The sequence below is a fragment of the Kribbella sp. HUAS MG21 genome (assembly GCF_040254265.1).
Taxonomy (GTDB): Bacteria; Actinomycetota; Actinomycetes; order Propionibacteriales; family Kribbellaceae; genus Kribbella.
This window is the reverse complement of sequence record NZ_CP158165.1, coordinates 5023584-5048929: the sequence shown is the minus strand read 5'-3', so window position 1 is coordinate 5048929 and position 25346 is coordinate 5023584. Positions and strand designations below refer to the sequence as shown.

29 protein-coding genes and 2 tRNA genes are annotated in these 25346 nt (G+C 70.0%); 8 read left to right on the top strand and 23 right to left on the bottom strand.

Going from position 1 to position 25346, the window contains the following annotated elements; genetic code table 11:
- A complete protein-coding gene (locus tag ABN611_RS24690) occupies positions 1-1116 on the bottom strand; it encodes a Gfo/Idh/MocA family oxidoreductase (protein WP_350274603.1) in 1116 nt (371 codons plus the stop codon).
- 75 nt (positions 1117-1191) lie between these two features.
- Between ABN611_RS24690 and ABN611_RS24685 the strand changes: the two genes are divergently transcribed.
- A complete protein-coding gene (locus ABN611_RS24685; RefSeq protein WP_350274602.1) occupies positions 1192-2313 on the top strand; it encodes an ROK family transcriptional regulator in 1122 nt (373 codons plus the stop codon).
- Here ABN611_RS24685 and ABN611_RS24680 read toward each other — a convergent pair.
- Genes ABN611_RS24680 through ABN611_RS24670 form a run of 3 tightly spaced genes read right to left on the bottom strand, consistent with a single transcriptional unit; the run spans position 2300 to position 5009 of the window.
- Entirely contained in the window at positions 2300-3226 is a 927-nt protein-coding gene (locus ABN611_RS24680; RefSeq protein ID WP_350274601.1) for an aminoglycoside phosphotransferase family protein, read from the bottom strand. The two genes, ABN611_RS24685 and ABN611_RS24680, sit on opposite strands and share 14 nt — an antisense overlap.
- On the bottom strand, positions 3223-4227 hold the full coding sequence (locus tag ABN611_RS24675; protein ID WP_350274600.1) for an NAD(P)H-dependent glycerol-3-phosphate dehydrogenase: 1005 nt from the start codon (positions 4225-4227) through the stop codon (positions 3223-3225). Before ABN611_RS24675 ends, ABN611_RS24680 begins: the two co-directional genes overlap by 4 nt.
- A complete protein-coding gene (locus ABN611_RS24670) occupies positions 4224-5009 on the bottom strand; it encodes a lysophospholipid acyltransferase family protein (protein WP_350274599.1) in 786 nt (261 codons plus the stop codon). Before ABN611_RS24670 ends, ABN611_RS24675 begins: the two co-directional genes overlap by 4 nt.
- 16 nt (positions 5010-5025) lie before the next feature.
- Between ABN611_RS24670 and cofC the strand changes: the two genes are divergently transcribed.
- Positions 5026-5697 (top strand): 2-phospho-L-lactate guanylyltransferase, encoded by a 672-nt coding sequence (cofC, locus tag ABN611_RS24665; protein ID WP_350274598.1) that lies wholly within the window; start codon positions 5026-5028, stop codon positions 5695-5697.
- 1 nt (position 5698) lies between these two features.
- Positions 5699-5905: a hypothetical protein gene (locus ABN611_RS24660; RefSeq protein WP_350274597.1), complete on the top strand. Its 207-nt coding sequence runs from the start codon at positions 5699-5701 to the stop codon at positions 5903-5905.
- A 130-nt stretch (positions 5906-6035) separates the two neighbouring features.
- Here the strand turns inward: ABN611_RS24660 and ABN611_RS24655 are convergent, their stop codons facing one another.
- The 4 genes from ABN611_RS24655 to leuC all read right to left on the bottom strand — a co-directional run bounded on the left by ABN611_RS24655 (position 6036) and on the right by leuC (position 10229).
- Positions 6036-6602 carry an HU family DNA-binding protein gene (locus ABN611_RS24655; protein WP_167208424.1) on the bottom strand — a complete coding sequence of 189 codons (567 nt, stop codon included), beginning with the start codon at positions 6600-6602 and terminating at the stop codon, positions 6036-6038.
- A gap of 159 nt (positions 6603-6761) precedes the next feature.
- Positions 6762-7937: a magnesium/cobalt transporter CorA gene (gene corA, locus ABN611_RS24650; RefSeq protein ID WP_350274596.1), complete on the bottom strand. Its 1176-nt coding sequence runs from the start codon at positions 7935-7937 to the stop codon at positions 6762-6764.
- Positions 7938-8190: 253 nt separating this feature from the next.
- Entirely contained in the window at positions 8191-8790 is a 600-nt protein-coding gene (gene leuD / locus ABN611_RS24645) for a 3-isopropylmalate dehydratase small subunit (RefSeq protein ID WP_350274595.1), read from the bottom strand.
- A 14-nt stretch (positions 8791-8804) separates the two neighbouring features.
- Positions 8805-10229: a 3-isopropylmalate dehydratase large subunit gene (gene leuC, locus ABN611_RS24640; protein WP_350274594.1), complete on the bottom strand. Its 1425-nt coding sequence runs from the start codon at positions 10227-10229 to the stop codon at positions 8805-8807.
- A 110-nt stretch (positions 10230-10339) separates the two neighbouring features.
- Here leuC and ABN611_RS24635 point away from each other — a divergent pair, with 110 nt between their 5' ends.
- Positions 10340-11059: an IclR family transcriptional regulator gene (locus tag ABN611_RS24635; protein WP_130387568.1), complete on the top strand. Its 720-nt coding sequence runs from the start codon at positions 10340-10342 to the stop codon at positions 11057-11059.
- On the opposite strand, the gene ABN611_RS24630 is transcribed toward ABN611_RS24635, so the two are convergent.
- The 12 genes from ABN611_RS24630 to ABN611_RS24575 all read right to left on the bottom strand — a co-directional run bounded on the left by ABN611_RS24630 (position 11060) and on the right by ABN611_RS24575 (position 20623).
- Entirely contained in the window at positions 11060-11479 is a 420-nt protein-coding gene (locus ABN611_RS24630; protein ID WP_350281678.1) for a 2'-5' RNA ligase family protein, read from the bottom strand. It abuts the gene before it with no gap.
- 102 nt (positions 11480-11581) lie between these two features.
- Positions 11582-11977, bottom strand: a complete 396-nt coding sequence (locus ABN611_RS24625) for a VOC family protein (protein ID WP_350274593.1) — start codon at positions 11975-11977, stop codon at positions 11582-11584.
- A 9-nt stretch (positions 11978-11986) separates the two neighbouring features.
- Positions 11987-12991 carry a LacI family DNA-binding transcriptional regulator gene (locus ABN611_RS24620; RefSeq protein ID WP_350274592.1) on the bottom strand — a complete coding sequence of 335 codons (1005 nt, stop codon included), beginning with the start codon at positions 12989-12991 and terminating at the stop codon, positions 11987-11989.
- Positions 12963-13880, bottom strand: coding sequence for a nucleoside hydrolase (locus tag ABN611_RS24615; RefSeq protein ID WP_350274591.1), 918 nt, complete (start codon positions 13878-13880; stop codon positions 12963-12965). Before ABN611_RS24615 ends, ABN611_RS24620 begins: the two co-directional genes overlap by 29 nt.
- Before the next feature lie 8 nt (positions 13881-13888).
- Entirely contained in the window at positions 13889-14707 is an 819-nt protein-coding gene (locus ABN611_RS24610; RefSeq protein WP_350274590.1) for a carbohydrate ABC transporter permease, read from the bottom strand.
- Positions 14704-15564 (bottom strand): sugar ABC transporter permease, encoded by an 861-nt coding sequence (locus ABN611_RS24605; RefSeq protein ID WP_350274589.1) that lies wholly within the window; start codon positions 15562-15564, stop codon positions 14704-14706. Before ABN611_RS24605 ends, ABN611_RS24610 begins: the two co-directional genes overlap by 4 nt.
- Positions 15565-15574: 10 nt before the next feature.
- Positions 15575-16888: a sugar ABC transporter substrate-binding protein gene (locus tag ABN611_RS24600; RefSeq protein WP_350274588.1), complete on the bottom strand. Its 1314-nt coding sequence runs from the start codon at positions 16886-16888 to the stop codon at positions 15575-15577.
- A gap of 162 nt (positions 16889-17050) precedes the next feature.
- Positions 17051-17126: transfer RNA gene (locus ABN611_RS24595), tRNA-Glu, on the bottom strand.
- Positions 17127-17204: 78 nt separating this feature from the next.
- Positions 17205-17276 (bottom strand) — tRNA-Gln (locus tag ABN611_RS24590).
- A gap of 119 nt (positions 17277-17395) precedes the next feature.
- A complete protein-coding gene (locus tag ABN611_RS24585; protein WP_350274587.1) occupies positions 17396-18325 on the bottom strand; it encodes a type II CAAX endopeptidase family protein in 930 nt (309 codons plus the stop codon).
- 8 nt (positions 18326-18333) lie between these two features.
- Positions 18334-19842 (bottom strand): glutamate--tRNA ligase, encoded by a 1509-nt coding sequence (gene gltX, locus ABN611_RS24580; protein WP_350274586.1) that lies wholly within the window; start codon positions 19840-19842, stop codon positions 18334-18336.
- Positions 19835-20623 (bottom strand): fumarylacetoacetate hydrolase family protein, encoded by a 789-nt coding sequence (locus tag ABN611_RS24575; RefSeq protein ID WP_350274585.1) that lies wholly within the window; start codon positions 20621-20623, stop codon positions 19835-19837. The genes gltX and ABN611_RS24575 overlap by 8 nt, the downstream gene beginning before the upstream one ends.
- 41 nt (positions 20624-20664) lie before the next feature.
- Between ABN611_RS24575 and ABN611_RS24570 the strand changes: the two genes are divergently transcribed.
- The 3 genes from ABN611_RS24570 to ABN611_RS24560 are packed head-to-tail and all read left to right on the top strand — an operon-like array spanning position 20665 to position 22199.
- Positions 20665-21147 carry a GNAT family N-acetyltransferase gene (locus ABN611_RS24570; protein ID WP_350274584.1) on the top strand — a complete coding sequence of 161 codons (483 nt, stop codon included), beginning with the start codon at positions 20665-20667 and terminating at the stop codon, positions 21145-21147.
- The gene (locus tag ABN611_RS24565) at positions 21144-21995 is read left to right on the top strand and encodes a 3-methyladenine DNA glycosylase (protein ID WP_350274583.1); all 852 of its coding nucleotides are present in this window, start codon (positions 21144-21146) and stop codon (positions 21993-21995) included. Before ABN611_RS24570 ends, ABN611_RS24565 begins: the two co-directional genes overlap by 4 nt.
- Positions 21996-22004: 9 nt before the next feature.
- The gene (locus ABN611_RS24560) at positions 22005-22199 is read left to right on the top strand and encodes a hypothetical protein (protein ID WP_350274582.1); all 195 of its coding nucleotides are present in this window, start codon (positions 22005-22007) and stop codon (positions 22197-22199) included.
- Here the strand turns inward: ABN611_RS24560 and ABN611_RS24555 are convergent.
- Complete coding sequence (locus ABN611_RS24555) at positions 22196-22837, bottom strand: hypothetical protein (protein ID WP_350274581.1); 642 nt, start codon at positions 22835-22837, stop codon at positions 22196-22198. The two genes, ABN611_RS24560 and ABN611_RS24555, sit on opposite strands and share 4 nt — an antisense overlap.
- A 110-nt stretch (positions 22838-22947) precedes the next feature.
- Between ABN611_RS24555 and ABN611_RS24550 the strand changes: the two genes are divergently transcribed.
- Positions 22948-23445: a MarR family transcriptional regulator gene (locus ABN611_RS24550; protein WP_350274580.1), complete on the top strand. Its 498-nt coding sequence runs from the start codon at positions 22948-22950 to the stop codon at positions 23443-23445.
- Here ABN611_RS24550 and ABN611_RS24545 read toward each other — a convergent pair.
- Positions 23442-24536: a hypothetical protein gene (locus ABN611_RS24545; RefSeq protein ID WP_350274579.1), complete on the bottom strand. Its 1095-nt coding sequence runs from the start codon at positions 24534-24536 to the stop codon at positions 23442-23444. The genes ABN611_RS24550 and ABN611_RS24545 overlap by 4 nt on opposite strands.
- Entirely contained in the window at positions 24533-25024 is a 492-nt protein-coding gene (locus tag ABN611_RS24540) for an RNA polymerase sigma factor (protein ID WP_350274578.1), read from the bottom strand. The genes ABN611_RS24545 and ABN611_RS24540 overlap by 4 nt, the downstream gene beginning before the upstream one ends.
- Between the last annotated feature and the right edge of the window lie 322 nt (positions 25025-25346).

Genomic DNA, 25346 nt, shown 5'->3' with positions numbered 1-25346 from the left:
CTAGTTCTCGGCGGCGTGGTCTACGGCGGTCCAGGCGCTGTCGTTCGCGGCCGAGCGCAGTACGGCGTCGACCACGCGAGCGGACCGCGCTCCGGCGGCGAAATCGGGAAGGCCGTCCGGGAGGTCCCCGCGGACGGCGGCGTAACTGTCGGCGACGAACGAGTCGAACGCGTCCTGGTACCCCTGCGCGTGCCCGGCCGGCAGCCGGTTGACCCGCGCGGCCGGCGGGCTGAGCGTCTCGGGGTCGCGCGTCAGCAGCTGCGACCCGGCGCGGTGACCGACCCACAGGCGGTCCGGGTCCTCCTGGTCGAAGCCGAAGCTCGACTCCGTGCCGGACACCTCCAGGTACAGCCGGTTCTTCCGGCCCGCGGCGACCTGGCTGACCACGATCGTCCCGACCACCCCGGCCTCGGTCCGGAACTGCGCGGTGGCCAGGTCCTCGGTGCGTACGTCGACACCGCCGCGCTGCGCCCGCACGGTCCGCAGCTGCGCGCTGATCGCGGCGATCCGGTCGCCGGTGACGAATTCGGTCAGGTCGCACCAGTGCGACCCGATGTCGGCGAACGTCCGCGACGGTCCGCCGGTGGTGTCGTCCACGCGCCAGTTCTGGTCGTCCGCCCCGGCCAGCCAGTCCTGCAGGTACGAACCGTGCAGGCTGGTGATGACGCCGGCGTCGCCAGCGGCGATCCGGGTCCGCAGCTCGCGGACCATCGGGTGGTAGCGGTACACGAACGGCACGGTGCCGACCAGCTCCGCCTCCAGCGCCGCGGTCTGCAGGCCGGTCGCGTCCCGCACCGAGGTGGCGAGCGGCTTCTCGCAGACGACGTGCTTGCCGGCCTCGAGCGCCTTGAGCGTCACGTCCAGGTGCGTGTTGTTCGGCGTACAGACGTGGACCACATCGATGTCGGCGGCCAGCAGCTCGTCCAGGTCGGCGAACCCGCGCTCGGCGCCGGTCGCCTGCGCCGCGGCCTCCGCGCGCTCGGGCGACGAGCCGACGGCTCCGACCACCGTCGCCCCGGCCACCAACGCGGCGCGGCCGTGGACCTGTCCCATGAAGCCGCCGCCGACGATCCCGACCCTGAGACTTGCACTGGGCTTTCGCGTACTGGTGGACACGATGAAGGACGCTATGGGACCCTTTTGAACCCTGTCAAGCAAAAGTCCACGGCCAGTACGACGAAAGTCCGGTGCATGAGCGATCTCGGTACGACGGATCCCGTACTGCGCCTGCTCCGCGACGGCAGGCCGCGGACGCGCGCGGAGCTGATCGAGCTCAGCGGACTCGCGCGCTCCACGGTGACCGGACGGATCGAGGCGTTGCTGGCCGAAGGACTCGTCGTGCCGTCGGGCGAGGCGGCCTCGACCGGCGGACGGCCGCCGGCGCGATTCCGGTTCAACCCGACGTCGCGGCTCGTACTCGCCGCGGACGTCGGCGCGACCCATCTGTCGGTCGCGCTCACCGACCTGACCGGCACGATCCTGGATCGCTCGACGACACAGCTGCCGATCGCCGAAGGACCCGAGGTGGTGCTCGCCGCGGTCGCAGCGGCGGGGCGGGCGCTGCTCGACGCCGCCGAGCGGCCGGTCGAGGACCTGGCCGGCACCGGCGTCGGACTCCCCGGACCGGTCGAGCACAGCACCGGGCGGCCGAACCACCCGCCGATCATGCCGGGCTGGGATTCGTACGACGTGGTCGGCCGGCTGAGCCGGGAGTTGCCGGGGACGGTGCTGGTCGACAACGACGTGAACATCATGGCGCTCGGCGAACACGCGACGGCGTACCCGGACGTCGAGCACCTGCTGTTCGTGAAGGTTGCCACGGGCATCGGAGCGGGCGTGATCAGCGGCGGCCGCCTGCATCGCGGAGCGCGTGGAGCGGCCGGCGATATCGGCCACATCCAGGCGCCGGGTCACACCGAGTTGTGCCGCTGCGGCAACACCGGTTGCCTGGAAGCGGTCGCGTCGGCCGCGGCGCTGGCGTCGCGGCTGGGTGTCCGGACCAGCGGGGACATCGTGGAGCTCGTGCGTTCGGGCAACGCCGAGGCGATCGCCGCGATCCGGCAGGCCGGACGTGAGATCGGCACCGTCCTCGCGGCTGCGGTCAGTCTGCTGAACCCGTCGGTGATCGTGGTCGGCGGATCGCTCTCCCAGGCCGGAGACAGCCTGCTGGCCGGGCTGCGCGAGACGATCTACGCCCGATCGTTGCCCCTGGCCACCACCGACCTGCGCGTCGTGCCCTCCCGCACCGGCCGCGACGCCGCCCTGCTCGGCGCCGCCACGCTGGTCCTCAACCACACCCTCAGCTCAGGCTGACCGCGATCTCGTCGATCAAAGCGACGGCCTGGTCCAGGTGGTTGCCGCTCCGCGCCCGGCCGAAGCCGTGGCGGCGACCCCAGAACGCGGCCTGCACCGCGATCAGCTGGGTCCACCGCTGAATCCGCTCGGCGTCGAGACCGGACGCCTCCGCGAACTGCGCCAACTCGGTTCGCAGCTGCCGCAGCAGGTCGTTCGCGGCGACTGCCTCGGCGAAGAACAGGAGGTAGGCCCGGGTGCGGAGGAAGATCGCGGCGTCGTACGCCGGGTCGCCGACGTAGCCCTTGGGATCCACGGCCAGCCACGGTTCGCGGTCGGCGCGGAGGATGTTCCGGGGATGGAAGTCGCCGTGGACCATGGTCTCCGGCTGCTGCCGACCGAGCTCGTCGACGACTGCGAGCGCGGCCTGCACCACCGCGTCCGGTAGCGGGTGGTCGAGTTCGGCCGCGTCCTTCCGAAGCTCCTCGGCCCAGGTGTCGGCCTGCTCCGACAGCCGCGGGAGACCGGCCGGCGCCGGAACGGTCAGCTGCCGGTGCAGTTCGCCGGCGATCGCGACGCCGGCCCGGCCGTACTCGACGAGCGTCGACGGATGCACCCGCTCCAGCAGCATCGCGTACCGGGCGTCGTCGCGCTCGTACAGCTTCACCGCGCCCCGGCCGCCCCAGACATCGAAGGCGTGTGGCTCGTAGTCGTTGCCCGGATGCGGGAACGACACTTTCAGGACGGCGTCCAGTACGGGGTCGCCGGCAACCGGCACCACGACGCCGACCTGGCCGTGGAGTACGTCGCCGTCGCGCTCCAGGCTCCAGCGATCGAGAAGGTCCTCGACGATCCCGGGAAGCTCGTCGAGCCACGCCTGACCCGCGGCACCTTCCCGCTCGACGGTCGCGCGGGCGAACGCTTCGGGGATCACCCCCAGCGCTCCGACTTCGCCGAGCGGGACACCAGGCTGAACAGCATGTCCTTCGGCGTCATCTCGCCGGCCACCACCTTCGTGACGTGTTCGGCGATCGGCATCTCGACGTCGTGCCGGTGCGCGAGCTCGCTGATCGACGCACAGGACTTCACGCCTTCGGCGACCTGCCGGGTCGCGCCCGCGATCTCGGCGACGGTCATGCCCTGCCCGAGCTTCTCGCCGAACGTCCGGTTGCGCGACAGCGGGGACGAGCACGTCGCCACCAGGTCGCCCAGCCCCGCCAGCCCGGAGAACGTGTGCTCGTCGGCGCCGAGCGCCGTACCGAGCCGGGCGATCTCGGCCAGGCCGCGGGTGATCACCGACGCGCGCGCGTTGTCGCCGAAGCCGAGGCCGACCGCCATGCCGACCGCGAGTGCGATCACGTTCTTGCAGGCGCCGCCAAGCTCGCAGCCGACCACGTCGTTGTTCGTGTACGGGCGGAACGCCGGCGAGTGGCAGAGCTTCTGCAGCCGCGCCGCGGTCCCCTCGTCCGCGCAGGCGACGACGGCCGCGGCCGGTTGCCCCTCGGCGATCTCGCGCGCGAGGTTCGGCCCGGAGACGACCGCGATCCGTTCCGGTCCGGCGCCGGTGAGCTCGGCGATCACCTCGCTCATCCGCTTCGTCGTACCGAGCTCGACGCCCTTCATCAGGCTGACCAGCGGTACGGCGTTCGGCAGCACGCCGGCCCAGTCGGTCAGGTTGTCGCGCAACGACTGGGACGGGACGGTGAGGAAGACGGCCTCGGCCCCGTCTACGACGGCGGCTGGGTCATGGGACGCGGTGATCGCCTCCGGGAGCCGCAGGCCCGGCAGGTAGTCGGCGTTCTCGTGGTCGGCGTTGATCGCCGCGCACAGCGACTCCCGCCGGGCCCACACGGACACCTGGTTCCCCGCGTTCGCCAGTACGGTCGCGAACGCCGTACCCCAGGAACCCGCACCGAACACCGCTACTTTCGTCATGCGTTCTCCTCACCTTTGCGGGCCTTGCGGTAGTCGTACAGCTCCTTGGGCGGGGTCTCGCCGCGGAGCTCGCCGAGGGTCTCGGCGACGCTGCGCATGATCACCGCGGTTGCCTCGTGCAACAGCTGGTTGGTGATCGGCTTGCCCTCGAAGGCGCTCAGGTCGACCGGCTTCCCGGCGCGCACCTGCAGCGTCTTGCGCGGCAGCAACCGGATCCGGAACTTGCCGGTGTAGGACTGGAAGACCTCGTGGGCGCCCCAGTTCGCGACCGGGATCACCGGGCAGCCGGTCATCAGCGCGATCCGGGCGGCGCCGGTCTTGCCGGTCATCGGCCACAGCTCCGGGTCCCGGGTGATCGTGCCTTCCGGGTAAACACCCACACACTCACCGCGTTCGACCGCGGCGACCGCGTCCCGGAAGGCGTCCGCGGCCTGCGCCGAGTCCCGGTACACCGGAATCTGCCCGGCGCCGCTGATGATCTTGCCGAGCACCGGGATCTTGAACACCGACGCCTTCCCGAGGAACCGCGGGATCCGCCGGCACTCCCAGATGAAATAGCCGAGCACCACCGGGTCGAAGTGCGAGATGTGATTGGGCACGTACACCACGCCACCGGTGCGCGGCATGTTCTCGCGGCCGCTGAACCGGCACTTGGTGAACACGATCATGAACGGCTTGACGATCGCGACGATCACGCCGAACCAGAACCCGCGCGGCGGCCGGGGATCCGCTGGCCTCGCGTCCACAGCTGCCTCCTGGTGCTCCTGCTGGCCGTCGGTCATGGGAGAATCCTGCCTGATGGCAGACCTACAGGTCGCTCCCTGGACCCTGGTGATCCCGGTGAAGCGTACGGCGATCGCGAAGAGCCGGCTCGCTCCGGCCTACCCTCAGCACCGTCCCGAGCTGGCCCGTGCCTTCGCCGTCGACACTACTGCGGCCGCCCTGGCCTCTCCCCTGGTGCGCGCCGTCCTGGTGGTCACCGACGACCCGCAGGTGGCCGCCGACGTCACCGCGGCCGGTGCGCACGTCGTACCGGATCTGCCCGCCGAAGGGCTCAACGAGGCGCTGCTCCATGGCGCCACGGTGGCCGCGGCCGAGTTCGCCACCAACGGCATCGCGGCGTTGTCCGCCGATCTCCCGGCCCTGCGTCCCGCCGAGCTGACCGCCGCCCTCGCAGCCTGTACGGCGCCGCGCTCGTTCGTCGTCGACCTGCCCGGCACGGGGACGACGTTGCTCGCCGCCGCGCCCGGGGTGCCGCTGGATCCCCGCTTCGGTCTGGGTTCCGCCCTGGCCCACCAGGCCTCCGGCGCGGTGCCGATCGAGCTGACCACGATCGAGTCGGTACGCCGTGACGTCGACACCGCGGCCGATCTCGCGCACGCCGTACAGCTGGGTGTGGGACCGGCGACGGCGGACGTGATGTCGCTGGTGCTCGGTGCCGCGACGGGCACCGAGGGTCTAGCCTGCTGACATGCAAGCGACCGTGAGCCGGTACGACGACGAGACGTTCTCCGGGGCCGTGCTGACCGACACCGGGATCGAGCTCCCGTTCACCGTGCACGCCGTCTCCGACACCCCGATCCGGCACCTGCGGGTGGGACAGCGGGTGCGGATCGAGACCACCGGCTCCGGCGCCGGGCTGGCGATCACCAAGCTGGAGTTCGGCACCCGGCTCTGAAGGTTGCCGTCAGCCCTGAAAACTGCGCTGAACTGCGCTGAACCTGCTTCGGAAACTGCGAAGGCCGGTCAGCCCCTGGAGTGGGGTGACCGGCCTGCGCTGGTGTGCGGTCTGCCGCAGTGCGTGAAGATCAGCGAGCGGTGCGCTTCGCCGCGGTCTTCTTGGCGGGGGCCTTCTTGGCCGGCGCCTTCTTCGCAACGGTCTTGGCCGGGGCCTTCTTGGCCGGGGCCTTCTTGGCAACGGTCTTCGCCGGCGCCTTCTTGGCAGCCGTCTTGGCCGGGGCCTTCTTGGCGACCGTCTTCTTCGCAGCGGCGGTCTTGGTGGCAGCAGCCTTGGCCGGTGCGGCCTTCTTCGCCGGGGCAGCCGCCTTGGTGGCGGTGGCGGCCGGCTTCGGGACGACCAGCTTCGGCAGCTTCTTGGCGCCGGAGACGACGGCCTTCAGCTCCGCACCCGCGCGGAACTTCGGCACCGTGGTCTTCTTGGCGCGCTTGGTCTCACCGGTCCGCGGGTTGCGCACGATGCGCGCGCCACGCTCGATGGCCTCGAAGGCACCGAAACCGGTGATGGCGACCTTGCCGCCCTTCTTGGTCAGCTCACGCTGGACGGTGTCGATCACCGATTCCAGTGCGTGCTGGGCCTGGCGGCGGTTTCCGTCGAAGTGCACTGCGAGCGCTTCGACCAACTGGCTCTTGTTCACTGCTTCCCTCCGTGAACACTAGGCGTCGAGCACAGCGCTCGATCTCACAGGAACGTTATGGACAGATCGGGTCGTTCACAAACACCAACGCGGCAATTCGGCCTTGTTTTAGGCGATTCGTGCCACAATTTCGCCCGATCCGGCCCTCCGGAGCGGTTTTCAGAGCCATCCGCGGCGTTTGAAGATCTGGTGCAGACCTCCACACACCAAGGCCATCAGGCCGATCGCGAACGGGTAGCCGTACTGCCAGTGCAGCTCCGGCATGTGGTCGAAGTTCATCCCGTAGACGGTCCCGATCAGGGTCGGGGCGAACAGGATCGCCGCCCAGGCAGAGATCCGCTTGACCTCTTCGTTCTGCTCGCTGCTGGCGATCGCGAGGCTCTTCATCTCCTCGTTCTGCTGCTGGGCGACCAGCGTCGCGTTCACCGTCAGGATGTCGCGGAGCAGTTCCCGGAAGCCGTCGACCTTCTCCACCACCTCGGTGACGTGGTCGGCGACGTCGCGCAGTGAACGTTGCAGTTCCTCGTCGACGCCGTACTTCTGGAAACCGCCGCGGAGCTGCTCGAGCATGCCGATCAGCGGCCGGGTGGCGCGCTGGAACTCGATCACCTCACGGGACAGCTCGTAGATGCGCCGCGACACCTTGGGATCGCCGCGGAACACCTCGGTCTCGATCTCGTCGATGTCGTTCTCCAGGCCGGCGACCACCGGCGCGTACCCGTCGACGACCTTGTCCATGATCGCGTAGAGCACGGCCTCGGCACCGCGGCTGAGGAGTTCGGGGTCGCGCTCGACGCGGCGCCGGACCGCTGCCAGGTTGGGCGCTTCGGCGTGCCGGACCGTCACCACGAAGTCCGGGCCGACGAAGACATGCACCTCACCGAACTCGACCTCCTCGGTCGCGTCCCGGTACCGCGCGGCCTTCAGGACGACGAACAGCGTGTCGCCGTACCGCTCCAGTTTCGGCCGCTGGTGCGCCTCGTTGGCGTCCTCGATCGCGAGCTCGTGCAGGTCGAACTCCTGCGCCAGCGAGGCGAGCTCGCGGCGGTCCGGTCGGTACAGGCCGATCCAGGCCAGGCTCTGCGGCGAGTCGTGCAAGGCGGAGTACGTGTCCGCGAGCGAGTCCGGGGAGGCGATCCGGGTGCCGCCGCAGTAGATCGCGCTGTCGACGACGCTGTGCCCCTTGGGCTTCTGCGGATCGCGGTGCTGCTTGTCGGCCGGCTCGATCACGGGCGCGGCGGCTGCGGCGTGCTTGCGGGCGGCGGCGCGCAGTGACGGGCGCAGTGACGGGGTACGGCTGAACGCACGGAACGTGCGCAGGCGCAGGTCGGACATGAGTCCTCCAGGAGCAGTGTGGTGCGGGTGAGTGATGAGCGCACGTCTGCCCGACCCCAGCGACTGCTAGCGGAAGATCAAACCCCGGAAGGTCGAGCGAGACCGGTATGTCTGGAGGGATCGCTGCTGTTGTTCATGAGCGCCTCACCTCCTCGGTCTCGCAAGCCTTGTTCTGACAACCCCAGAAGGGTAACACCAGAGTTATCGCCCCCGTACCGTCGAACGTTACGGGGGCGATAACTCTGCAAGAGCTTCAGGCCTTGGCGGGAAGGGTGGCCGGCTTGAAGGACGGCCGGGTCGCTTCGTAGGCAGCGATGTCGGCCTCGTGGGACAAGGTGATGCCGACGTCGTCCAGACCGTTCAGCAACCGGTACCGCGTGTAGTCGTCGATCTCGAACGGCGCGGACACCTCACCGGCCGAGATCGTCTTGTTCTCCAGGTCGACCGTGACCTTGGTGCCCGGGTCGGCCTCGATCGTGGTCCACAGCTGCTCGACGACCTCCTGCGTCACCAGGGCGGCGAGCAGGCCCGCCTTGCCCGAGTTGCCGCGGAAGATGTCGCCGAACCGCGACGACACCACGACCCGGAACCCGTAGTCGAGCAAGGCCCAGACGGCGTGCTCCCGGGACGATCCGGTGCCGAAGTCCGGTCCCGCCACGAGCACCGAGACCCCGTCGTACTCCGGCTGGTTGAGGACGAACGACGGATCGTTGCGCCAGGCCGCGAACAGCCCGTCCTCGAAACCGGTGCGGGTGACCCGCTTCAGGTAGACGGCCGGGATGATCTGGTCGGTGTCCACGTTGCTGCGCCGCAGCGGGGCCGCCGTACCGATGTGCTGGGTGAAGGCTTCCATGATTCCGTTGCTCCTCAGGCGTTCGCGGGTACGGCGACGGGCGGCAGGTCGGCCGGTGCGGCCAGGGTCCCGGTGACGGCGGTCGCGGCGGCGACCAGCGGCGACACCAGGTGGGTGCGACCGCCCTTGCCCTGGCGGCCTTCGAAGTTCCGGTTCGAGGTGGAGGCGCTGCGCTCGCCCGGGGCCAGCTGGTCCGGGTTCATGCCCAGGCACATCGAGCAGCCCGCGCCGCGCCACTCGGCGCCCGCGTCCTTGAAGATCGTGTCCAGGCCCTCGGCCTCGGCCTGCAGCCGGACCCGGCCGGAGCCCGGGACCACGAGCATCCGGGTGCCCTCGGCAACCTTCCGCCCGGCCAGCACGCCGGCCGCGGCCCGCAGGTCCTCGATCCGGCCGTTGGTGCAGGACCCCAGGAACACCGTGTCCACGTGGATCTCGCGCATCGGCGTACCGGCGGTCAGGCCCATGTACTCCAGCGCGCGCTCCGCGGCGACCCGGTCGTTCTCGTTGTCGAAGTCGTCCGGCGACGGTACGACGTCCGCGAGCGCGACGCCCTGGCCCGGGTTCGTGCCCCAGGTGACGAACGGGGTGATCTCCTCGGCGCGCAGCACGACCTCGCGGTCGAAGGTCGCGTCCTCGTCGGTCGCCAGGCTCTTCCAGTACTCGACCGCGGCCTCCCAGTCGAGGCCCTGCGGCGCGTGCGGCTTGTCCTTCAGGTACGCGAACGTGGTCTCGTCCGGCGCGATCATGCCGGCCTTGGCGCCCCACTCGATCGACATGTTGCAGATCGTCATCCGGGCTTCCATGCTGAGCGCCCGGATCGCCTCGCCGCGGTACTCGACGATGTAGCCCTGGCCGCCGCCGGTGCCGACCTTCGCGATCAGCGACAGCACCAGGTCCTTGGCCGAGACGCCGTCCGGCAGCACGCCGTCGACCGTGACGGCCATCGTCTTCGGGCGGGCCTGCATCAGCGTCTGGGTGGCGAGCACGTGCTCGACCTCGCTGGTGCCGATGCCGAACGCGATCGCGCCGAACGCGCCGTGCGTCGAGGTGTGGCTGTCGCCGCAGACCACGGTCATCCCCGGCTGGGTCAGGCCGAGCTGCGGGCCGATCACGTGCACGACGCCCTGGTCCGGGTCGCCGAGGGTGTGGATCCGGATGCCGAACTCCTCGGCGTTCTTGCGCAGCGTGTCCACCTGGGTCCGCGAGACCGGGTCGGCGATCGGCTTGTCCACGTCGTACGTCGGGACGTTGTGGTCCTCGGTGGCGATCGTCAGGTCCGGACGCCGGACCTGGCGGCCGGCCAGCCGCAGGCCGTCGAACGCCTGCGGGCTGGTCACCTCGTGGACCAGGTGGAGGTCGATGTAGAGGAGGTCGGGTTCTCCGTCGGCATGGCGCACGACGTGCGCATCCCAGACCTTTTCCGACAACGTCCTACCCATCAGACTCTCCTTCGAGGAATGGTTGGTGCGTGGTGCTTTCGCTCACAGTGCTCTCGATCGGGCGGCCGAAGCGACTTGCGTTCCACGATTCGAGACGGCAATATCGTCTCATGGACAACTCTAGCGGAGTCGGCGTTCTCGACAAAGCAGCCCTCGTGCTGTCCGCCCTCGAGTCCGGGCCGGCGACCCTGGCCGGTCTGGTGGCGGCGACGGGCCTGGCGCGGCCGACAGCGCACCGCCTGGCGGTCGCTCTCGAGCACCACCGGCTGGTCGGGCGCGACATGCAGGGACGCTTCGTGCTCGGCCCGCGACTCAGCGAGTTGGCCTCCGCCGCCGGTGAGGACCGGCTGCTCGCGACCGCCGGCCCGGTGCTGGCGCGACTGCGGGACATCACCGGTGAATCGGCGCAGCTCTTCCGCCGCCAGGGTGAGTACCGCGTGTGTGTTGCGGCGGCCGAGCGCCCGTCGGGTCTGCGCGACACCGTGCCGGTCGGCAGCCAGCTGACGATGGCGGCCGGTTCCGCCGCTCAGATACTGCTGGCCTGGGAGGACCCGGAGCGGATGCACCGCGGTCTCCACAACGCCTCCTTCAACGCTGCGGCCCTGGCCGGCGTACGGCGCCGCGGCTGGGCGCACTCGGTCGGCGAACGCGAGCAAGGCGTCGCCTCCGTCTCGGCCCCGGTCCGCTCCCCCAGCGGCAAGGTGATTGCCGCGGTCTCCGTCTCCGGCCCGATCGAACGCCTCTCCCGCCAGCCCGGCCGCATGCACGCCCCCGCCGTCATGGCCGCCGCCGAACGCCTCTCCGAGGCCCTCCGCCGCGCTTCCGAGTAACTAGAGCGTCCAGACCTGTCCCGTGCCGCTGTCGATCAGGGCGGCACGGTCGGCAGTGGCTTCCAGGGGCAGTACGTCGTACACCGCGGCCGTGAGCACCGGCAGCGCGACCAACGGCACCCGCGGCGCGAGCGTGCAGTGTGGCACCCATCGGCCCGGCTGATAGTGCCGGTGCAGCTCAGCCCCTGTCGCCACCACGGACTCCACCACGGACGCCTGCAGCTGCAGCACCTCCGCCTCGACAGCTGGGACCAGCCACGCCCTGCCGCGGCGGAACGTGCCTAGCGCATCGAAGTACAACTGAGCCGATTGCTCGCTCAGCAACGGCTGCACGGCCTTCATGACCTTGTCGTGATCCCACTCACGTAAGACAGCGAGCGATACGTGTGGCACATGGTGGCCGTGGGTGTGCGAGAGCAGCGTCGGCAGGCCGAGATCTTCCAGGCGGATCCACAGGGTTGCGGAGCAGGCGGTCGGTCCGGCGGTCGAACAACCAGCACACGGCCAGCGCCATTGCTGTGCCTATTGCTTGGCCGCGGGCCAGCCGCCGTACGGAACGGTGAGGATCTCGAGGTTGTGGCCGTCGGGGTCGTCCCAGTAGAGGCCGCGGCCGCCGTCGTTGGTGTTGATCTCGCTCTCGCGCCGATGGAACGGATCCGCCCAGTAGGTCAGTCCGCGTTCGACGATGCGCGCGTGGATCTGGTCGAACTCGTCCTCGCTCACGAGGAAGGCGTAGTGCTGCGGCTGCGCCTTCCCGTGGTCGTCGGCGAAGTCCAGCGAGGCACCGTTGCCCAGCTCGACCACGGCGAACGGACCGAAGCTACCGGGCTCCCCGAGCCCGAGGATGTCGGCCAGGAAGCGGGCCGAGGCCTGCTTGTCGGAGCATTTCACGATCGTGTGGTTGAACTCGACGGCCATTCCTTCAGGCTACTCGTCCCCGGTGCAGCCGCAGGAGATGTTCGGCAGGAGTTCGTAGTCGAGGACGTGCCGGGCCGCGGCGGGTTTGCCGGGGTCCAGGAGGATTTCGACGGCCCGGCGGGCGGTTTCCTCGATCGGCTGCCGGACGCTGGCCAGCGGCGGGATCGTGACGGTGCACTCGCTGGTCCCGTCGAACCCCATCACCGCAACGTCCTCAGGGACCCGCAGCCCGGCTTCCCAGGCCGCGAACAGGACACCGAACGCCTGCTCGTCCGTCGAACAGTAGATCGCCCGCGGCGGCCGCTTCTGCTGGAACCACGACCGTACGGCGTCCCGCGCCGCGAACCGGGACACGGGCGCAGCGACGTACCGCGCCGACGCGCGCGGATGCGCTTTCAATGCGCGCTGGATGCCCGCCCGGTGTTCCGCCGTACCGGGTGACTCCTCGGGACCGGTGACAACGCCGAGGGTCCGGTAGCCGTGGGACAACAGGTGGTCGGCCGATGCCTCGGCACCGGCGACGTAGTCGATGGACAGCGTCGAGACCGTGACGCCGTCGGGCACGGGATGCAGGGCGACGACAGGTACGCCGGCCGCCGCGAACCGCTGGATCGCGGGCTCCACCAGCAACGAGACGAGAACGACGCCGTCGACCTTGCGTTCGATGAACGAGCCGATGTGCGCCGACTCCTGCGCGGGATCGCCCGCCGAGTCGCCGATCAGCAGCAGGTGGTCGTGCTGCCGGGCGAAGTTCTCCAGGTGCTCGGCGAGCGTGGCGAAGTACGGGTTGCGGATCTGCGGGATCAGCAGACCCAGCGAGTACGTGCGGCCCGCGCTCAGTGCGCGGGCGAGGATGTTCGGCCGGTACTCCAGCTCCGCCGCGGCCTCCAGCACGCGCCGGCGGGTCTCCGCCGACACGGGCCGGGGGCCGTTGTTGAAGACGTAGCTGACCACCGCCGTGGACGTGCCGGCGCGCTCCGCGACATCACGCGCGGTCGCCATCGATCTCCCCACGAGCGACAGCGTATGCCGTGCCGGCGGCCACGATCCGCGCCGTGATCTCCTCGGCGACCTGCTCCGCGTCGACCCCCGTGACGATCCGCACGCTGCCGTCCGCGTCCGGTGTGAACGTGCTGTGCCCTGCCCGCTCCCCGCCGACAGCGATCGTCACCCGGCCGGCCTCGGAGAAGCTGAACAGTTCCGGGCGACTCAGCGCGAGCACCGCGACCGGATCGTGCGGCACGTTCCACGTCTCGCTCCAGTACGCCCACCACTGCTCGATGTCGGCCCCGAGCGCCGCGCCGAGCGGACCCGCCGCCCGGATCCGCTCCAACCGGGCCGACTCGATCGTCACCTGCTGCGTGATCTCCAGCCCCGTGATCGTGGTCGGAATCCCTGCGTTCAGGACCGCCTGCGCGGCCGCGTCGTCGGACTTGAAGTTGTGCTCGCACTTCTCGTCGCCGAAGGACCCGCCCATCACCCACAGGTGCCGGATCCAGCGCGCCGCCCCGGGCTCGAGCTCCAATGCCTTGGCCAGGTTGGTCAGCGGACCGATCGCGGCCACGTCGAGCTCACCAGGGTGCTCGCGGAGCCGTGCGACCAACCGCTCGGGCGCGCTGTCGACGCTGACGGTCTCGTCGGCCAGGCCGTCGTGCAGCGTGCCCTCGTGCCCGGCCCACCAGACCTCCCGCCCCGACAACGGCTCGGCGAGTCCCGGTACGACGTCCAGGTCGCGGCCCGCCAGTACGCCGTACCGCCGCGCGAGCCGGGCCCGCAGCAGCGTGTCGCCGTACACGGTGTGCACCTCGACCAGGTCGAGCTCCGGGGTGCCGAGCAACTGCGCGAGCGCCATGGCGTCGTCGACGTCGGAGCCGATGTCGGTGTCGAGAATGATGGATCGCACGTGTCTCCCTACTTGAGCCCGGTACTCGACACGGACTGGACGAAGTACCGCTGGAAGCCGGCGATGACCACCAGCGGGATGACGGTCAGGACGACGGCGCCCGCGAACACGAGACCGTAGTCGGTGAAGTTCTGACCCTGCAGGTTGGACAGGGCCACCGGGCCGACGATGTGCTCCGCGTCGGTGCCGATCAGCAGGGGCCAGACGTACGCCTGCCACTGGAAGAGGAACAGCATCAGGCCGGCGCCGATCAGCGCGGGTTTCGACAGCGGCAGGTAGATCCAGCGGAACACGCCGAACCAGCCCAGCCCGTCGAGCCGGCCGGCCTCGACCAGTTCGGCCGGGATACCGAGGAAGAACTGCCGGAGCAGGAAGATCGCCATCCCGTTGCCGATCCCGGGCAGCACCAGCCCGGTGAACGTGTTGGTCAGCGGCCAGTCCCGGAACATCGTCGACAGCGGGATCGCGATCGCGTCGAACGGCACCAGGAAGCTCAGCACGACGATCCCGAACACCAGGCCGCGGCCGCGGAACTCGAACGCCGCCAGCCCGAACGCGGCCGTCGCGCAGACCGCGAGCCCGATCACGACGGTGGCCGCGCTGACCAGGATCGAGTTGAGCGTCGCGCGCCCGATCTCGCTGCCCAGCAGCGCCGAGTAGTTGGTCAGCGTCGGCCGCAGCTCGAAGAACGTCTGCCAGGACAGCGGGTTGAGGTTCGCGAACGTCTCCGACCCGGGCCGCAGCGAGTTCGTCACGACCCACAGCAACGGCAGGAAGAACAGGATGCCGACGACCCCGCCGGCTACCGACAGGCCGACGCGCTTCACTGGTCACCTCGCAACAGGCGGAACTGCCCGGCGACGATCACCAGCGTCAGCGCGACCAGGATCACGACCTCGGCCTGCGCGACGTGGATGTCGCCGATCGCGTACGCCCGGTTGTAGACGTCGTACATCAACAGGTTGCTGTTGCCGTTCGGCCCGCCCTTGGTGAGGATCTGCACCGGCGCGAACACCAGCAGGTTCGACACCGTGTCCGCCACCAGGACGAAGGCGAGCGGACGACGTACCAGCGGAAGGATCACCGACACCATCCGCCGCCACGGCCCGGCGCCGTCCAGCAGGGCGGCCTCGCGGACCTCGACCGGGATCTCCTGGATGCCGGCGATCAGGAACAGCATCCAGTACCCGACACCGATCCACGACAGCAGGACGATCAGCGACGCCAGGACCTGACTCGGCGAGGTGAGGAACGGCTGCGCCGGCAGGCCGAGGCGTTCGAGGACGCCGTTCGCGAGGCCGTCCGGGCGGTAGATCACGCTCCAGATCACCGCGGACACGGCCGGCGGGGTGGCGATCGGCAGGATCACCAGCGTCCGCCAGAGCCGCGCGCCCGCGGCCCTCTGGGTGAAGAGGACCGCGAGCAGGAACGAGACGACGACCTGGATCGGGTTCACCAGCACGGTGAACAGCAACGTCACGCCGACCGACTGCCGGAACTCCTTGCCGGCCAGCAGATCCGTGTAGTTGCCGAGGCCCGCGAACACCCGCCCGCCGCGCAGCAGGCTCTCGGAGTAGAAGCTCTCCACCACCGCGGAGATCGCCGGGACGATCCGCAGTACGGCGAGACACACCAGCGCGGGTGCCAGGAAGGCCAGGGCGATCAGCCCTTGCCGCTGCCTCACTTGATAGGCCTCATTTGATGGACCGCCACGCCTCGGTCAGCTGGCGGGTCGCCTCGTGCAACCGGGTGTCCGGGTTCGTCCCGTTGCGGATGTCGGCGAACGCCTTCGCCATGACTTCCTCGAACTGGATGTACCCGACGCTGACCGGCCGCGACACCGCGGTGTGCTCACTCTCGTACGCCGTGATCGCCGCGGCGCCGGCCGTCTTCGCACCGGAGAACGCGTCCATCTTCGGGGTGTACTGCTTCTGCGCCTCGAGGTTCGCCGGGATGATCGTCGTGGTGCTGGTGGTGGCCAGGTTGCCGGCCGCGTCCAGCGTCGCGAACTCGACGAACTTGCGGGCCATCCCCTGCTGCTTCGACGCCGGGTTGATGCCGAGCGACCAGGACCCGGTCGGGGTCACCGGCTTGCCGCCCTGGAAGTACGGCAGCGGCGCGACGCCCCAGTCGATCTTCGAGCTGCCGAAGATCTTCAGGTCCCAGGGTCCGCCTACGAAGAACGCCACGTCGCCGTTGGCGAACACCGGGCCGGTCTGGAAGCCGCCGATCCCGCGCGGCGACAGGCCGCTCGCGAACGTGGCGCCGTACCACTGCATCGCCTTCTTCCAGCCGTCGGTCTCGACGGCCGGGGTGAGCGCGTCGTCGCCCTCGATCCCGGAGCCGCCGCCGAGCGACTCGGCCAGTGGCTGCAGCTGGTAGTACGCCTCCGGCTGCTCCATGAACAGGCCGTACTTCGTCGCACCCGCCTGCATCGCCTTGCGGCCGGCGGCCTCGACCTGCTCCCAGGTCCAGCGCTGCTCCGGGTCCGCGGTCGGCGGGGCGACCTTCGCCTTCGCGAGCGCGGTCTTGTTGTAGAAGAGGAACTGCGTCGAGTTCCACATCGGCAGCGACCAGAGCTTGTCGCGGAACCGGTTGGTCTCGTACGCCGTGGCGCTGAACGACCCCTTCACGCGACCGTCGAGGTCGCTCAGGTCGACGAGGAAGCCCTTGGCGGCGAGCTGCGAGACGCGCGGCTCGTCGACCGTGTAGACGTCGATCCCGGCGTCCTTCGCGCTCAGCCGTTGCTGCATGGTCGCGTTGAACTGGTCGAACGGGATCTGCGTGTAGGTGACCTTGATGCCCGGGTTCTTCGCCTCGAAGGCCTTGATCACGGGCTGGTACGTCTCGGCGTTGTCGGTGCCCGTGAACGTGATCGTCCCGGTCTCCGGACCGGGGTCGGCCGCCGGGGCCGACGAGCTGTCCGAACCGGACGAGCCGCCGCAGCCGGCCAGCAGGAGCGCCGCGGCGAGTGCCGCGGCCGGGAGCGCGAAGAGGTTCCGCCGCACAGCGATCCCCTTTCCTGACGAACGGCCGCCCAGGGAAAGCGGCCGAGGAGGTCTAAGCGCTTAGACTCTAAGCGCTTAGACCTGTGGGTGTCCAGCAATCGGCACGAAGGGGATCCCGGGAACGACGAAGGCCCCCGTCCGAGTGGACGGGGGCCTTCGCTCTGGTAGCCCCGACGGGATTCGAACCCGCGCTACCGCCTTGAGAGGGCGGCGTGCTAGGCCGCTACACAACGGGGCCAGAGTTTTGTCATCCGGATCTTCCGACCCGGGCAACGAGGTTGAACTCTACCGATTTTCATCGGCGCGGTCCAATCCGCTGGGGTACCAGGACTCGAACCTGGACTAACTGAACCAGAATCAGTCGGGCTGCCAATTACCCCATACCCCAAAGGCATTTCACTGAAGTCGGAGAGTTCGTTCCCGCCCTCACCAACCCGGCTCGGAGAGCTTACCCGAGCAAGGGACCGGACACCAAAACGGCCCCCGCCGGGCGAGTTGTCACTCCCGTCACACCCGTCGCGGACCGCCCACCGGCAGCGCCGCCAACGGCAGTTCGGACCGGTTCGCGAGCTTCATCCGCCCGGCCATCCACAACGCGATCGCGCCGAACGCCGCGAACTTCAACACGTCCAGCGTCACCAGCGGCCAGGGCGCGTCCTTCACGCCGAGGCTGGCCCCGACGGTGTCGGTCAGCGCCGCGAAGACGAACGTCGTCACGTTGTTGGCCGCGTGCGCCGCGATCGACGCCTCCAGCCCACCGGTGCGGACCGCGAGCAGGCCGCCGACGAGGCCGAACGCGAGCCGGTCGACGAACAGCGCGGGACTCTCCCACGGCCAGACGCCGTGCGCCGCGGTGAACAGCACGGCCGTGACGAGCACCGCGACCGTCGAGCCCTTGAGGAACGAGCCGACCGCCTGCAGCAGGTACCCGCGGAAGTAGTACTCCTCCGCGGCCGCCTGGATCGGCGACGTCAGCAACGTGACCGCGATGACGGCGACCGCGTCGGCCGCCGCGGGGCCGCCGTGGCGTTCACCGGTCGCGAGCGGTACGTCGCCGAACTCGATGATCGCGAACGCGATCAGCTCCAGCACGACCGCGACCAGCGCGAACCAGGCCAGCGGCCGCCAGCGCAGCCGGCCGGCCACCGAGGACAGCAGCCCCGGCGTCTGCCGGTTCAGCGCCCGGGCGACCAGGACCGACAGCGGGATCAGCACGATCAGCGTCAGGTTCGTTGCCAGCAGCCCGAACCAGGACAGCGTGCCCTCCGGGTCCGGCCGGATCGCCGTCTGCACCCCGAGGATGACGAGGCTGGTGATCATCCAGCCGACGAGGATCGTGAACGCGCCGAGGACGACGTACGCCCGCGGCGTGACGTCGTTGGCGAGCAGTCGCTGGTACGGCGTACGCACCGTGTCCTGGCTCCTGTGCCGGCTCATGTCCTGGCTCATGACACCGACCGCCGGGCCTGCTCGAGCCGGTGCAGGGCCCTGTCGCGGCCGAGCAGCTCGAGGGATTCGAACAGCGGCGGCGAGATCCGGCGGCCGGCGATCGCCACCCGGACCGGACCGAACGCGTTCTTCGGCTTCAGCCCGAGCCCTTCGACCAGCGACGCCCGCAGCGCGGCCTCGATCGCCTCGGTGGTCCACTCGGTGTGCTCGAGCGCCTTCGCGGCCGCGTCGAGGACCGTGTCCGCGTCGCCGACCAGCACCTTCGCGGCGGCGTCCGGGTCGACCGTGAACGCGTCCTCGTCGACGAACAGGAACCCGAGCATGTCGACCGACTCCGACAACGTGTTCATCCGCTCCTGCACCAGCGGTACGGCGGCTCGCAGTACGGCGAACTGCTCGTCCGAGGGCTCCAGCGGCAGCACGCCCGCCTGCGCGAGGAACGGGATCATCCGCCGGGCGAACTCCTCCGGCGGCAGCATCCGCATGTGCGCGGCGTTGATCGCCTCGCACTTCTTCGGGTCGAAGCGGGCCGCGTTCGAGTTCACCTTGCGGATGTCGAAGGCCTCGACCATCTCGTCGAGCGTGAACACGTCGCGGTCCTCGGCGATCGACCAGCCGAGCAGCGCCAGGTAGTTCAGCAGGCCCTCGGGCAGGAAGCCGCGCTCCATGTACTCGCCGAGCCCGGAGCCCTTGTCCCGCTTGGACAGGCGCTTGTTGCCCTCGCCCATCACCATCGGCAGGTGCCCGAAGCGCGGCATCCGGCCGGTGCCGACGCCGATCTCGGCCAGCGCCTCGTAGAGCGCGATCTGCCGCGGCGTCGACGGCAGCAGGTCCTCGCCGCGCAGGATGTGGGTGATCTCCATCAGCGCGTCGTCGACCGGGTTCACCAACGGGTACAGCGGGTAGCCGTTCGCGCGGACCAGCACGTAGTCGCCGAGGTTCTCCGGGAGGAACGTGATCTCGCCGCGGACCAGGTCGTCGAACACGATCGGGCGGTCCGGCATCCGCAGCCGCACCACCGGCCGCCGGCCTTCGGCGACGTACGCCTCCACCTGGTCGGGGGTGAGACCGCGGCAGTGGCCGTCGTACCCGCTGTGCTGTCCGGCGGTGCGGGCCTCCTCGCGGCGCTGGTCGAGCTCCTCCTGCGAGCAGTAGCAGTGGTACGCCTTCCCCGCCGCGAGCAGCTTGGCGACGATGTCGGCGTAGATGTCCATCCGCTCGGACTGCAGGTACGGCCCGTAGTCGCCGCCGGCCTCGGGGCCCTCGTCCCAGGTGAGGCCGAGCCAGCGCAGCGAGTCGTAGGTGTAGCGGTAGCCCTCTTCGGTGTTGCGGGCGGTGTCGGTGTCCTCGATCCGCAGCACCAGCTTGCCGCCGAAGTGCCGGGCGAAGGCCCAGTTGAACAGCGCGCTGCGGATGTTGCCGACGGTCAGCAGACCGGTCGGCGACGGTGGGAACCGGACCCGTATGCCGCCCGGTTCCAGATCGCCCAGGACGGCGTCAGTCACGCACGATCACCTTGTTCGTCAGAGTTCCGATGCCCTCGACGCTGACCGAGACCTCGTCGCCGGGCAGCATCGGGCCGACCCCGGCCGGGGTGCCGGTGAGCACCACGTCGCCGGGCAGCAGGGTCGTGAACGACGTGATGTAGGCCAGCACCGACGGGATGTCGAAGATGAACTGACTCGTCCGCCCGTCCTGCTTGGGCTCGCCGTTCAGCTCGGTGCTGACCCGCAGGTCGGACACGTCGAGCTCGGTGCTGATCCACGGGCCGATCGGGCAGAAGGTGTCGTACCCCTTGGCCCGCGCCCACTGGCCGTCGGTCTTCTGCAGGTCGCGCGCGGTCACGTCGTTGGCGATCGTGTAGCCGAAGATCACCTCGTTGACCCGCTCCTTGGGCAGGTCCCGGCAGATCCGGCCGATCACGATCGCGAGCTCGCCCTCGAAGTGCAGGTCGTTGGTCTGCTCCGGGTACACGATGCCGTCCCGCGGGCCGATCACGCTGGTGTTCGGCTTCAGGAAGATCATCGGCTCGGTCGGTACGTCGTTGCCGAGCTCCGCGGCGTGCGCCGCGTAGTTCCGGCCGACGCAGACCACCTTGCTGCGCGGGATCACCGGGGCCAGCAGCCGGACGTCCGCGAGCTGCAGCTTCTCCCCGGTGAACTGCGCCGAGCGGTAGAGCGGGTCCGAGTCCAGAACGTTGACAGTGCCCACGAGCCCTTCGGGGTCGTCGGTCTCGACGACGCCGTACTTCGGCTCGTCGTCCACGGAGAATCTGGCGATACGCACGGGGCGAGCCTACCGACTCCCGCGGATGAGACAGTGGTGCGGTGACTTTCGAGATCCGGTTGGCGGTTCCTTCCGAGTACGACGCCGTCGGCGAGCTGACCGTTGACGCGTACTCGCACGACGGCTTCGTGCGCGGTGACTACGCGATGACGCTGCGTGCCGCCGCGGACCGGGCCGCGAAGGCCGAGCTGTGGGTGGCGGCCGACGCGTCCGGGCTGCTGGGCACAGTGACCTACTGTCCTGTCGGCTCGGTCTACCGGGAGATCGGGCTGGACGACGAGGGCGAGTTCCGGATGCTCGGCGTCCACGGTCGCGCCCGGGGTCTCGGGGTCGGTACGGCGCTGACCGAGCGGTGCATCGAGCGCACCCGCGAGCTCGGGCAACGGCGGATCGTGATGAGCAGTGCGGCGTACATGACCACCGCCCACCGGATCTACGAACGTCTCGGCTTCACCCGCCTTCCAGAACGTGACTGGGCCCCCATGCCGGGCCTCGATCTGTACGCATTCGCCCTCGACCTATGACGCTCACGCTTTCCCGCACCGAGTGGTCGTCGTACGCCGAGGACCACGCGCGGCACGTCGACGCCCTGCTGGCCGGTCATCTCGCGCGGCGGAAGCGCCGCGAAGCACATCCTGTCGAGGATTTCCTCTTCACCTATTACCCGACCCGCCCCAACCAGCTCCGGGTGTGGCATCCCGGTCCGGGGATCCGGCTGGATGACGCCGCATCGTACGGCGATCGCCGCGGCTACCTCCTGGTCGACGGGGTCGCCACTCTGGATCCGGCCGAGATCGAGCGCCGCGCGGACAGCATCGCGTGGATCCGCCGGCTGCTCGCGGCGACCCTGGACCGCCAGCCGCAGTTCGGGTGTTTCGGCCTGCACGAGTGGGCGATGGTGTACCGGACGCCCGAGGTGCGGCACGCCGCGTGGCCGCTGCGACTGGGGGCCGAGGGCACCGATCGGGTCGTCGAGTCGCACAAGATCGGCTGCTCGCACTTCGACGCGTTCCGGTTCTTCACGGACGCGGCCCGGCCGCTGAACGTCCTGCAGCCGACCCGCGAGTCCCAGCCGGCGCTGGAGCAGGGCGGCTGCCTGCACGCGAACATGGACCTCTACAAGTGGGCCTGCAAGCTGATGCCGTTCACGCCGAGCCCGCTGCTGCTGGCATGTTTCGAGCTGGCCCGTGACATCCGCACCCTCGACATGCGCGCCTCGCCGTACGACCTGGCCCCGCTCGGCTACTCCCCCGTGCGGATCGAGACGCCTGAGGGCAAGGCGGAGTACACGGCCGCCCAGCGCGCCTTCGCCGACCGCGCCCGCCCGCTGCGCCGGCAGCTCGTCGCGCTGTGCGACGAGCTGCTCGGCTAGTCTCCCCGCATGGGAAAGATCGTCGCCATCGCCTTCGCCGTCCTGCTGATCGCGATCGGCGGCGTGTGGACCTTCCAGGGCCTCGGCTACCTCGAGGGCAGCTCGATGACCGGCAGCACCCTGTGGGCCACCGTCGGCCCGATCGTCGCCGCCTTCGGCGTCTCCCTCCTCTACGTCGCGATCCGCGGCCCCCGGAAGCGCTAACGACGTACGGCCGGGCGGACGAGCGCGGCCAGGAGGAACAGCAGGAACATGACCAGCAGCAGGATCCACCGCGGGTCGTCGAGCATCAGATCCTGCGCCGCCTGGGTCCGTTCGCCCGCGGTCAGCGGCTCCGTCGAATGGGTCGACTCGGCCCACGCCAGCCGCGCCGGCGCGAAAGCCAGGTAGGTCCAGACCCGCATCCCGAAGTACAGGACGACGGCTGCCAGGATCAGGATCCGGCGCCGCCCCGCCCGCCAGCCGACGTACACGATCGCCGGGACGATCAGCAGCTCCAGAACGCTGTTGACGGCGATGTAGTACGGGATCGACGGCAGGAACATCTGCTCGAGGGCGTCCCCGGTCAGCGAACTGCTCCGCAGCGCGCCGTCCAGCAACAGGATCGCCATCAGACCGCCACACCCCGCGAAGGCGGCGCCCGCGGCCCCTAGGACGACCAACCCGTCCTCGACGCGCCCCCGCCACCGCTGACCGATCCGCTGCGCGACGAGACCGATCAGCACGGCCCAGGCCGCGCCCGCCAGGACGGCGAGCGGCCAGGGCATCAGCTCGGACAGGTTGAACAGGCCGGTGATCAAGGCACTGAACGGCACGACCACGGCGTACGGCTTCCAGTTCATGGTGCTGCTCCTCTCGGTGATCACCAGGAGTGAAGCATTTCGCTGCTTGAAGCAGCTACTGCTCGGAGCAGTTACCAGGGAACGCTCAGGGGGACCCGTAGGTTTGGTCCATGGCGAGGAAGCGGGCGGAGCTGGTGGCGGACCTGGTGGCGGAGATGCCGCGATACGTGTCGGCCGCGGTGCGGTACCAGATCGCGGTCGCAGACCAGCTCGGGATGCCGGTCACCGACCTGCACGCGATCGGCGCGCTGCTCGAACTCGGACCGGCCGGCGCCCGGCAGCTGGCCGACCTGATGGGCCTGACGACCGGCGCGGTCACCCGGCTGGTCGACCGCCTCGAGCGCGCCGGGTACGTCCGGCGGGAGCCCGATCCGACCGACCGCCGCCGGATCGTCATCCACGTCGTCCCCGAGCGGGTCGCCGACATCGCGAAGTACTACGCCTCGATGGACGAGCGCTGGCAACGGCAGCTGACCAGCTACACGAACGCCGAGCTCGCGTTCCTGATCGACTTCCTGCACCTGGGTCGCGAGCACGCGCTGGTCGAGACCAGCACGCTCCGCACCAGCGGCCGCCCGCACGCCACTCGCCGCCGCGCCGCGGACTAGAAGCGGCGGGGCGGGTCGTCGCCGGTGGTGCGGCGGACGGTGACGTAGGTGTTGCCGTCGGCGGCGGGGGCTGGGACGACGGTGTGGAGGGTTCGGCCGCCGGGGAAGGCGAAGTGCTGGGAGACTCCCGCCGCGTCCGTCGCGGAATCGCGTGAGGTCAGGCCTTCGACGGCGCGCTGCTTCGTGAGGTAGCTGAGGACCATGCCGAGGTTGTCGTCGGCGCCGAAGATGTAGGTCGTGTCCGTGCCGACCGCCGGCGACAGGACGGTGCCGCCGATCGTGTCCTCCCGCTGCCCGCCGATCGCGTACGAACCTTCCTCGCCCGGCATGCTCGCATACTCGTAGCCGCCCTTGGTCGCGAACACGTACAGCGTGCGATGCCGCAGCATCCCGGCGGCGTCGTAGTACGTCCGGTCGTCGAGCAGGATCGGGTCCCCGACCGGCGGCGTCGCTTTGACCTGCGCGGACTGCGGATCGAGCGGCAACGGCGACGACGTGTGCCTGCCCAGCGCGACGGGGTCCGGCGATGGGCGTCCGCCCGGCCCCGAGCACACCGTGCGGCCGCCGACCAGCCATCCCGTCGTGGTCCGGGTCAGCTCGGTCCGTGCGATCCGGCGCCCGGCGGCATCCGCGTAGTCGAGCGTCCCGGACTTGCCGTTCAGCGTGAACTCGTACAGCGGAACGCCGTACGCGACGGCCTCCGGCGGGGCCTTCGCGGGATCGAGCACCGCACGGACCGGCTTGAACGTCATGGAATCCGTGCCGGGTTGGAGCTGCCGCCGGTCCTTGCAGGCCCAGTCTCCGACGGTGGCAGGCCGCGGCCCGCTCGTCTTGGGCGCGGGCTTCTTCTTGGGGCCCGGCGACGCTGTGGCCGCCGGCGTCTCTTGGTTGCTGTCGGCAAGGAGTGTCGCCGAGACGACCAGTACGCCCGCGACTGCTGCCGCGGCGAGGTACGGCGCGATCGGCCGGCGTCGGCGCACCGGCCGGGTCGTGCGCTCGTGCACCTGCTGCCACAGGTGGTCGACGTCGACGGTCTTCGTCGCGGCGGCGCGCTCGAGTTCTTCGGTCAGACGGCGTTCGGTTTCGTTCATCGGTGGTCCTCGAGTTCGGCCGCGAGCCGTGCGAGGCCGCGGCTGACCAGTGATTTGACGGTGCCGACGCGGACCTGCATGGCGTCCGCGATCTCGGCCAGGGGCAGATCGAGCCAGTACCGCAGCACCAGCGCCTCACGCTGCCGCGGCGCCAGGTGGTCGAGCGCGCGCAGCAGGCCGCGCACCGACTCGGTCAGCACGACCTGTTCGTCGGCCGGCGCGGCGGTGACGAGGTGCAGCACCTTGCGGTCGGCAACGATCCGGCGCCGGCGCCGCGACCTGACCTCGTTGACGACGATCCGGTTCAGGTACGCGACCTGGTTCGCGACGTCCCGTTGCCGGCGTACGTCGTACAACCGGCAGAACGCCTCCTGGACCACGTCCTCCGGGTCCTCCGCACCGAGCAGGTGCGCCAGCCGCACCAGCCGGCCGGCCTCCGCCCGGAACAACGTCTCGAAGGCGCCGCTGCTCACCACCGTGTCTCCCACGATCAGCCCCATACCTGACTGACGGCCACGGTCCCGAAAGGTTGAGTCAGCCGACCCCGAGCACCGCCCACTGGTAGTGCATGGCTCCCCCGTCGTCCCAGGTGGCCCACTCCTCGAGTACGCCGTACCGCTGGAGGACCGCGCGGATCCCGTCGTCGCTGCGGATACTGAAGAACCGCCCGGGGCCGTAGCCCTCGCCGTCCTCCCAGACGTGTTCGCTGTCGCGGACCCGCGTCGAACGTCGCGTCGGCGAACGGCAGCTCCGGCACGACGCGGCCTCCGCCTTCAGACCCAGCTCGCGGCAGGCCTACGCGATCAGGTC

Excerpts from the sequence above, each read along its gene's own strand:
- ABN611_RS24685 (WP_350274602.1), top strand. The coding sequence starts at position 1,192 with ATGAGCGATCTCGGTACGACGGATCCCGTACTGCGCCTGCTCCGCGAC.
- ABN611_RS24675 (WP_350274600.1), bottom strand. The coding sequence starts at position 4,227 with ATGACGAAAGTAGCGGTGTTCGGTGCGGGTTCCTGGGGTACGGCGTTC.
- ABN611_RS24670 (WP_350274599.1), bottom strand. The coding sequence starts at position 5,009 with ATGACCGACGGCCAGCAGGAGCACCAGGAGGCAGCTGTGGACGCGAGG.
- cofC (WP_350274598.1), top strand. The coding sequence starts at position 5,026 with ATGGCAGACCTACAGGTCGCTCCCTGGACCCTGGTGATCCCGGTGAAG.
- ABN611_RS24660 (WP_350274597.1), top strand. The coding sequence starts at position 5,699 with ATGCAAGCGACCGTGAGCCGGTACGACGACGAGACGTTCTCCGGGGCC.
- corA (WP_350274596.1), bottom strand. The coding sequence starts at position 7,937 with ATGTCCGACCTGCGCCTGCGCACGTTCCGTGCGTTCAGCCGTACCCCG.
- leuD (WP_350274595.1), bottom strand. The coding sequence starts at position 8,790 with ATGGAAGCCTTCACCCAGCACATCGGTACGGCGGCCCCGCTGCGGCGC.
- leuC (WP_350274594.1), bottom strand. The coding sequence starts at position 10,229 with ATGGGTAGGACGTTGTCGGAAAAGGTCTGGGATGCGCACGTCGTGCGC.
- ABN611_RS24635 (WP_130387568.1), top strand. The coding sequence starts at position 10,340 with ATGGACAACTCTAGCGGAGTCGGCGTTCTCGACAAAGCAGCCCTCGTG.
- ABN611_RS24625 (WP_350274593.1), bottom strand. The coding sequence starts at position 11,977 with ATGGCCGTCGAGTTCAACCACACGATCGTGAAATGCTCCGACAAGCAG.
- ABN611_RS24585 (WP_350274587.1), bottom strand. The coding sequence starts at position 18,325 with ATGAGCCGGCACAGGAGCCAGGACACGGTGCGTACGCCGTACCAGCGA.
- ABN611_RS24565 (WP_350274583.1), top strand. The coding sequence starts at position 21,144 with ATGACGCTCACGCTTTCCCGCACCGAGTGGTCGTCGTACGCCGAGGAC.
- ABN611_RS24560 (WP_350274582.1), top strand. The coding sequence starts at position 22,005 with ATGGGAAAGATCGTCGCCATCGCCTTCGCCGTCCTGCTGATCGCGATC.
- ABN611_RS24555 (WP_350274581.1), bottom strand. The coding sequence starts at position 22,837 with ATGAACTGGAAGCCGTACGCCGTGGTCGTGCCGTTCAGTGCCTTGATC.
- ABN611_RS24550 (WP_350274580.1), top strand. The coding sequence starts at position 22,948 with ATGGCGAGGAAGCGGGCGGAGCTGGTGGCGGACCTGGTGGCGGAGATG.
- ABN611_RS24545 (WP_350274579.1), bottom strand. The coding sequence starts at position 24,536 with ATGAACGAAACCGAACGCCGTCTGACCGAAGAACTCGAGCGCGCCGCC.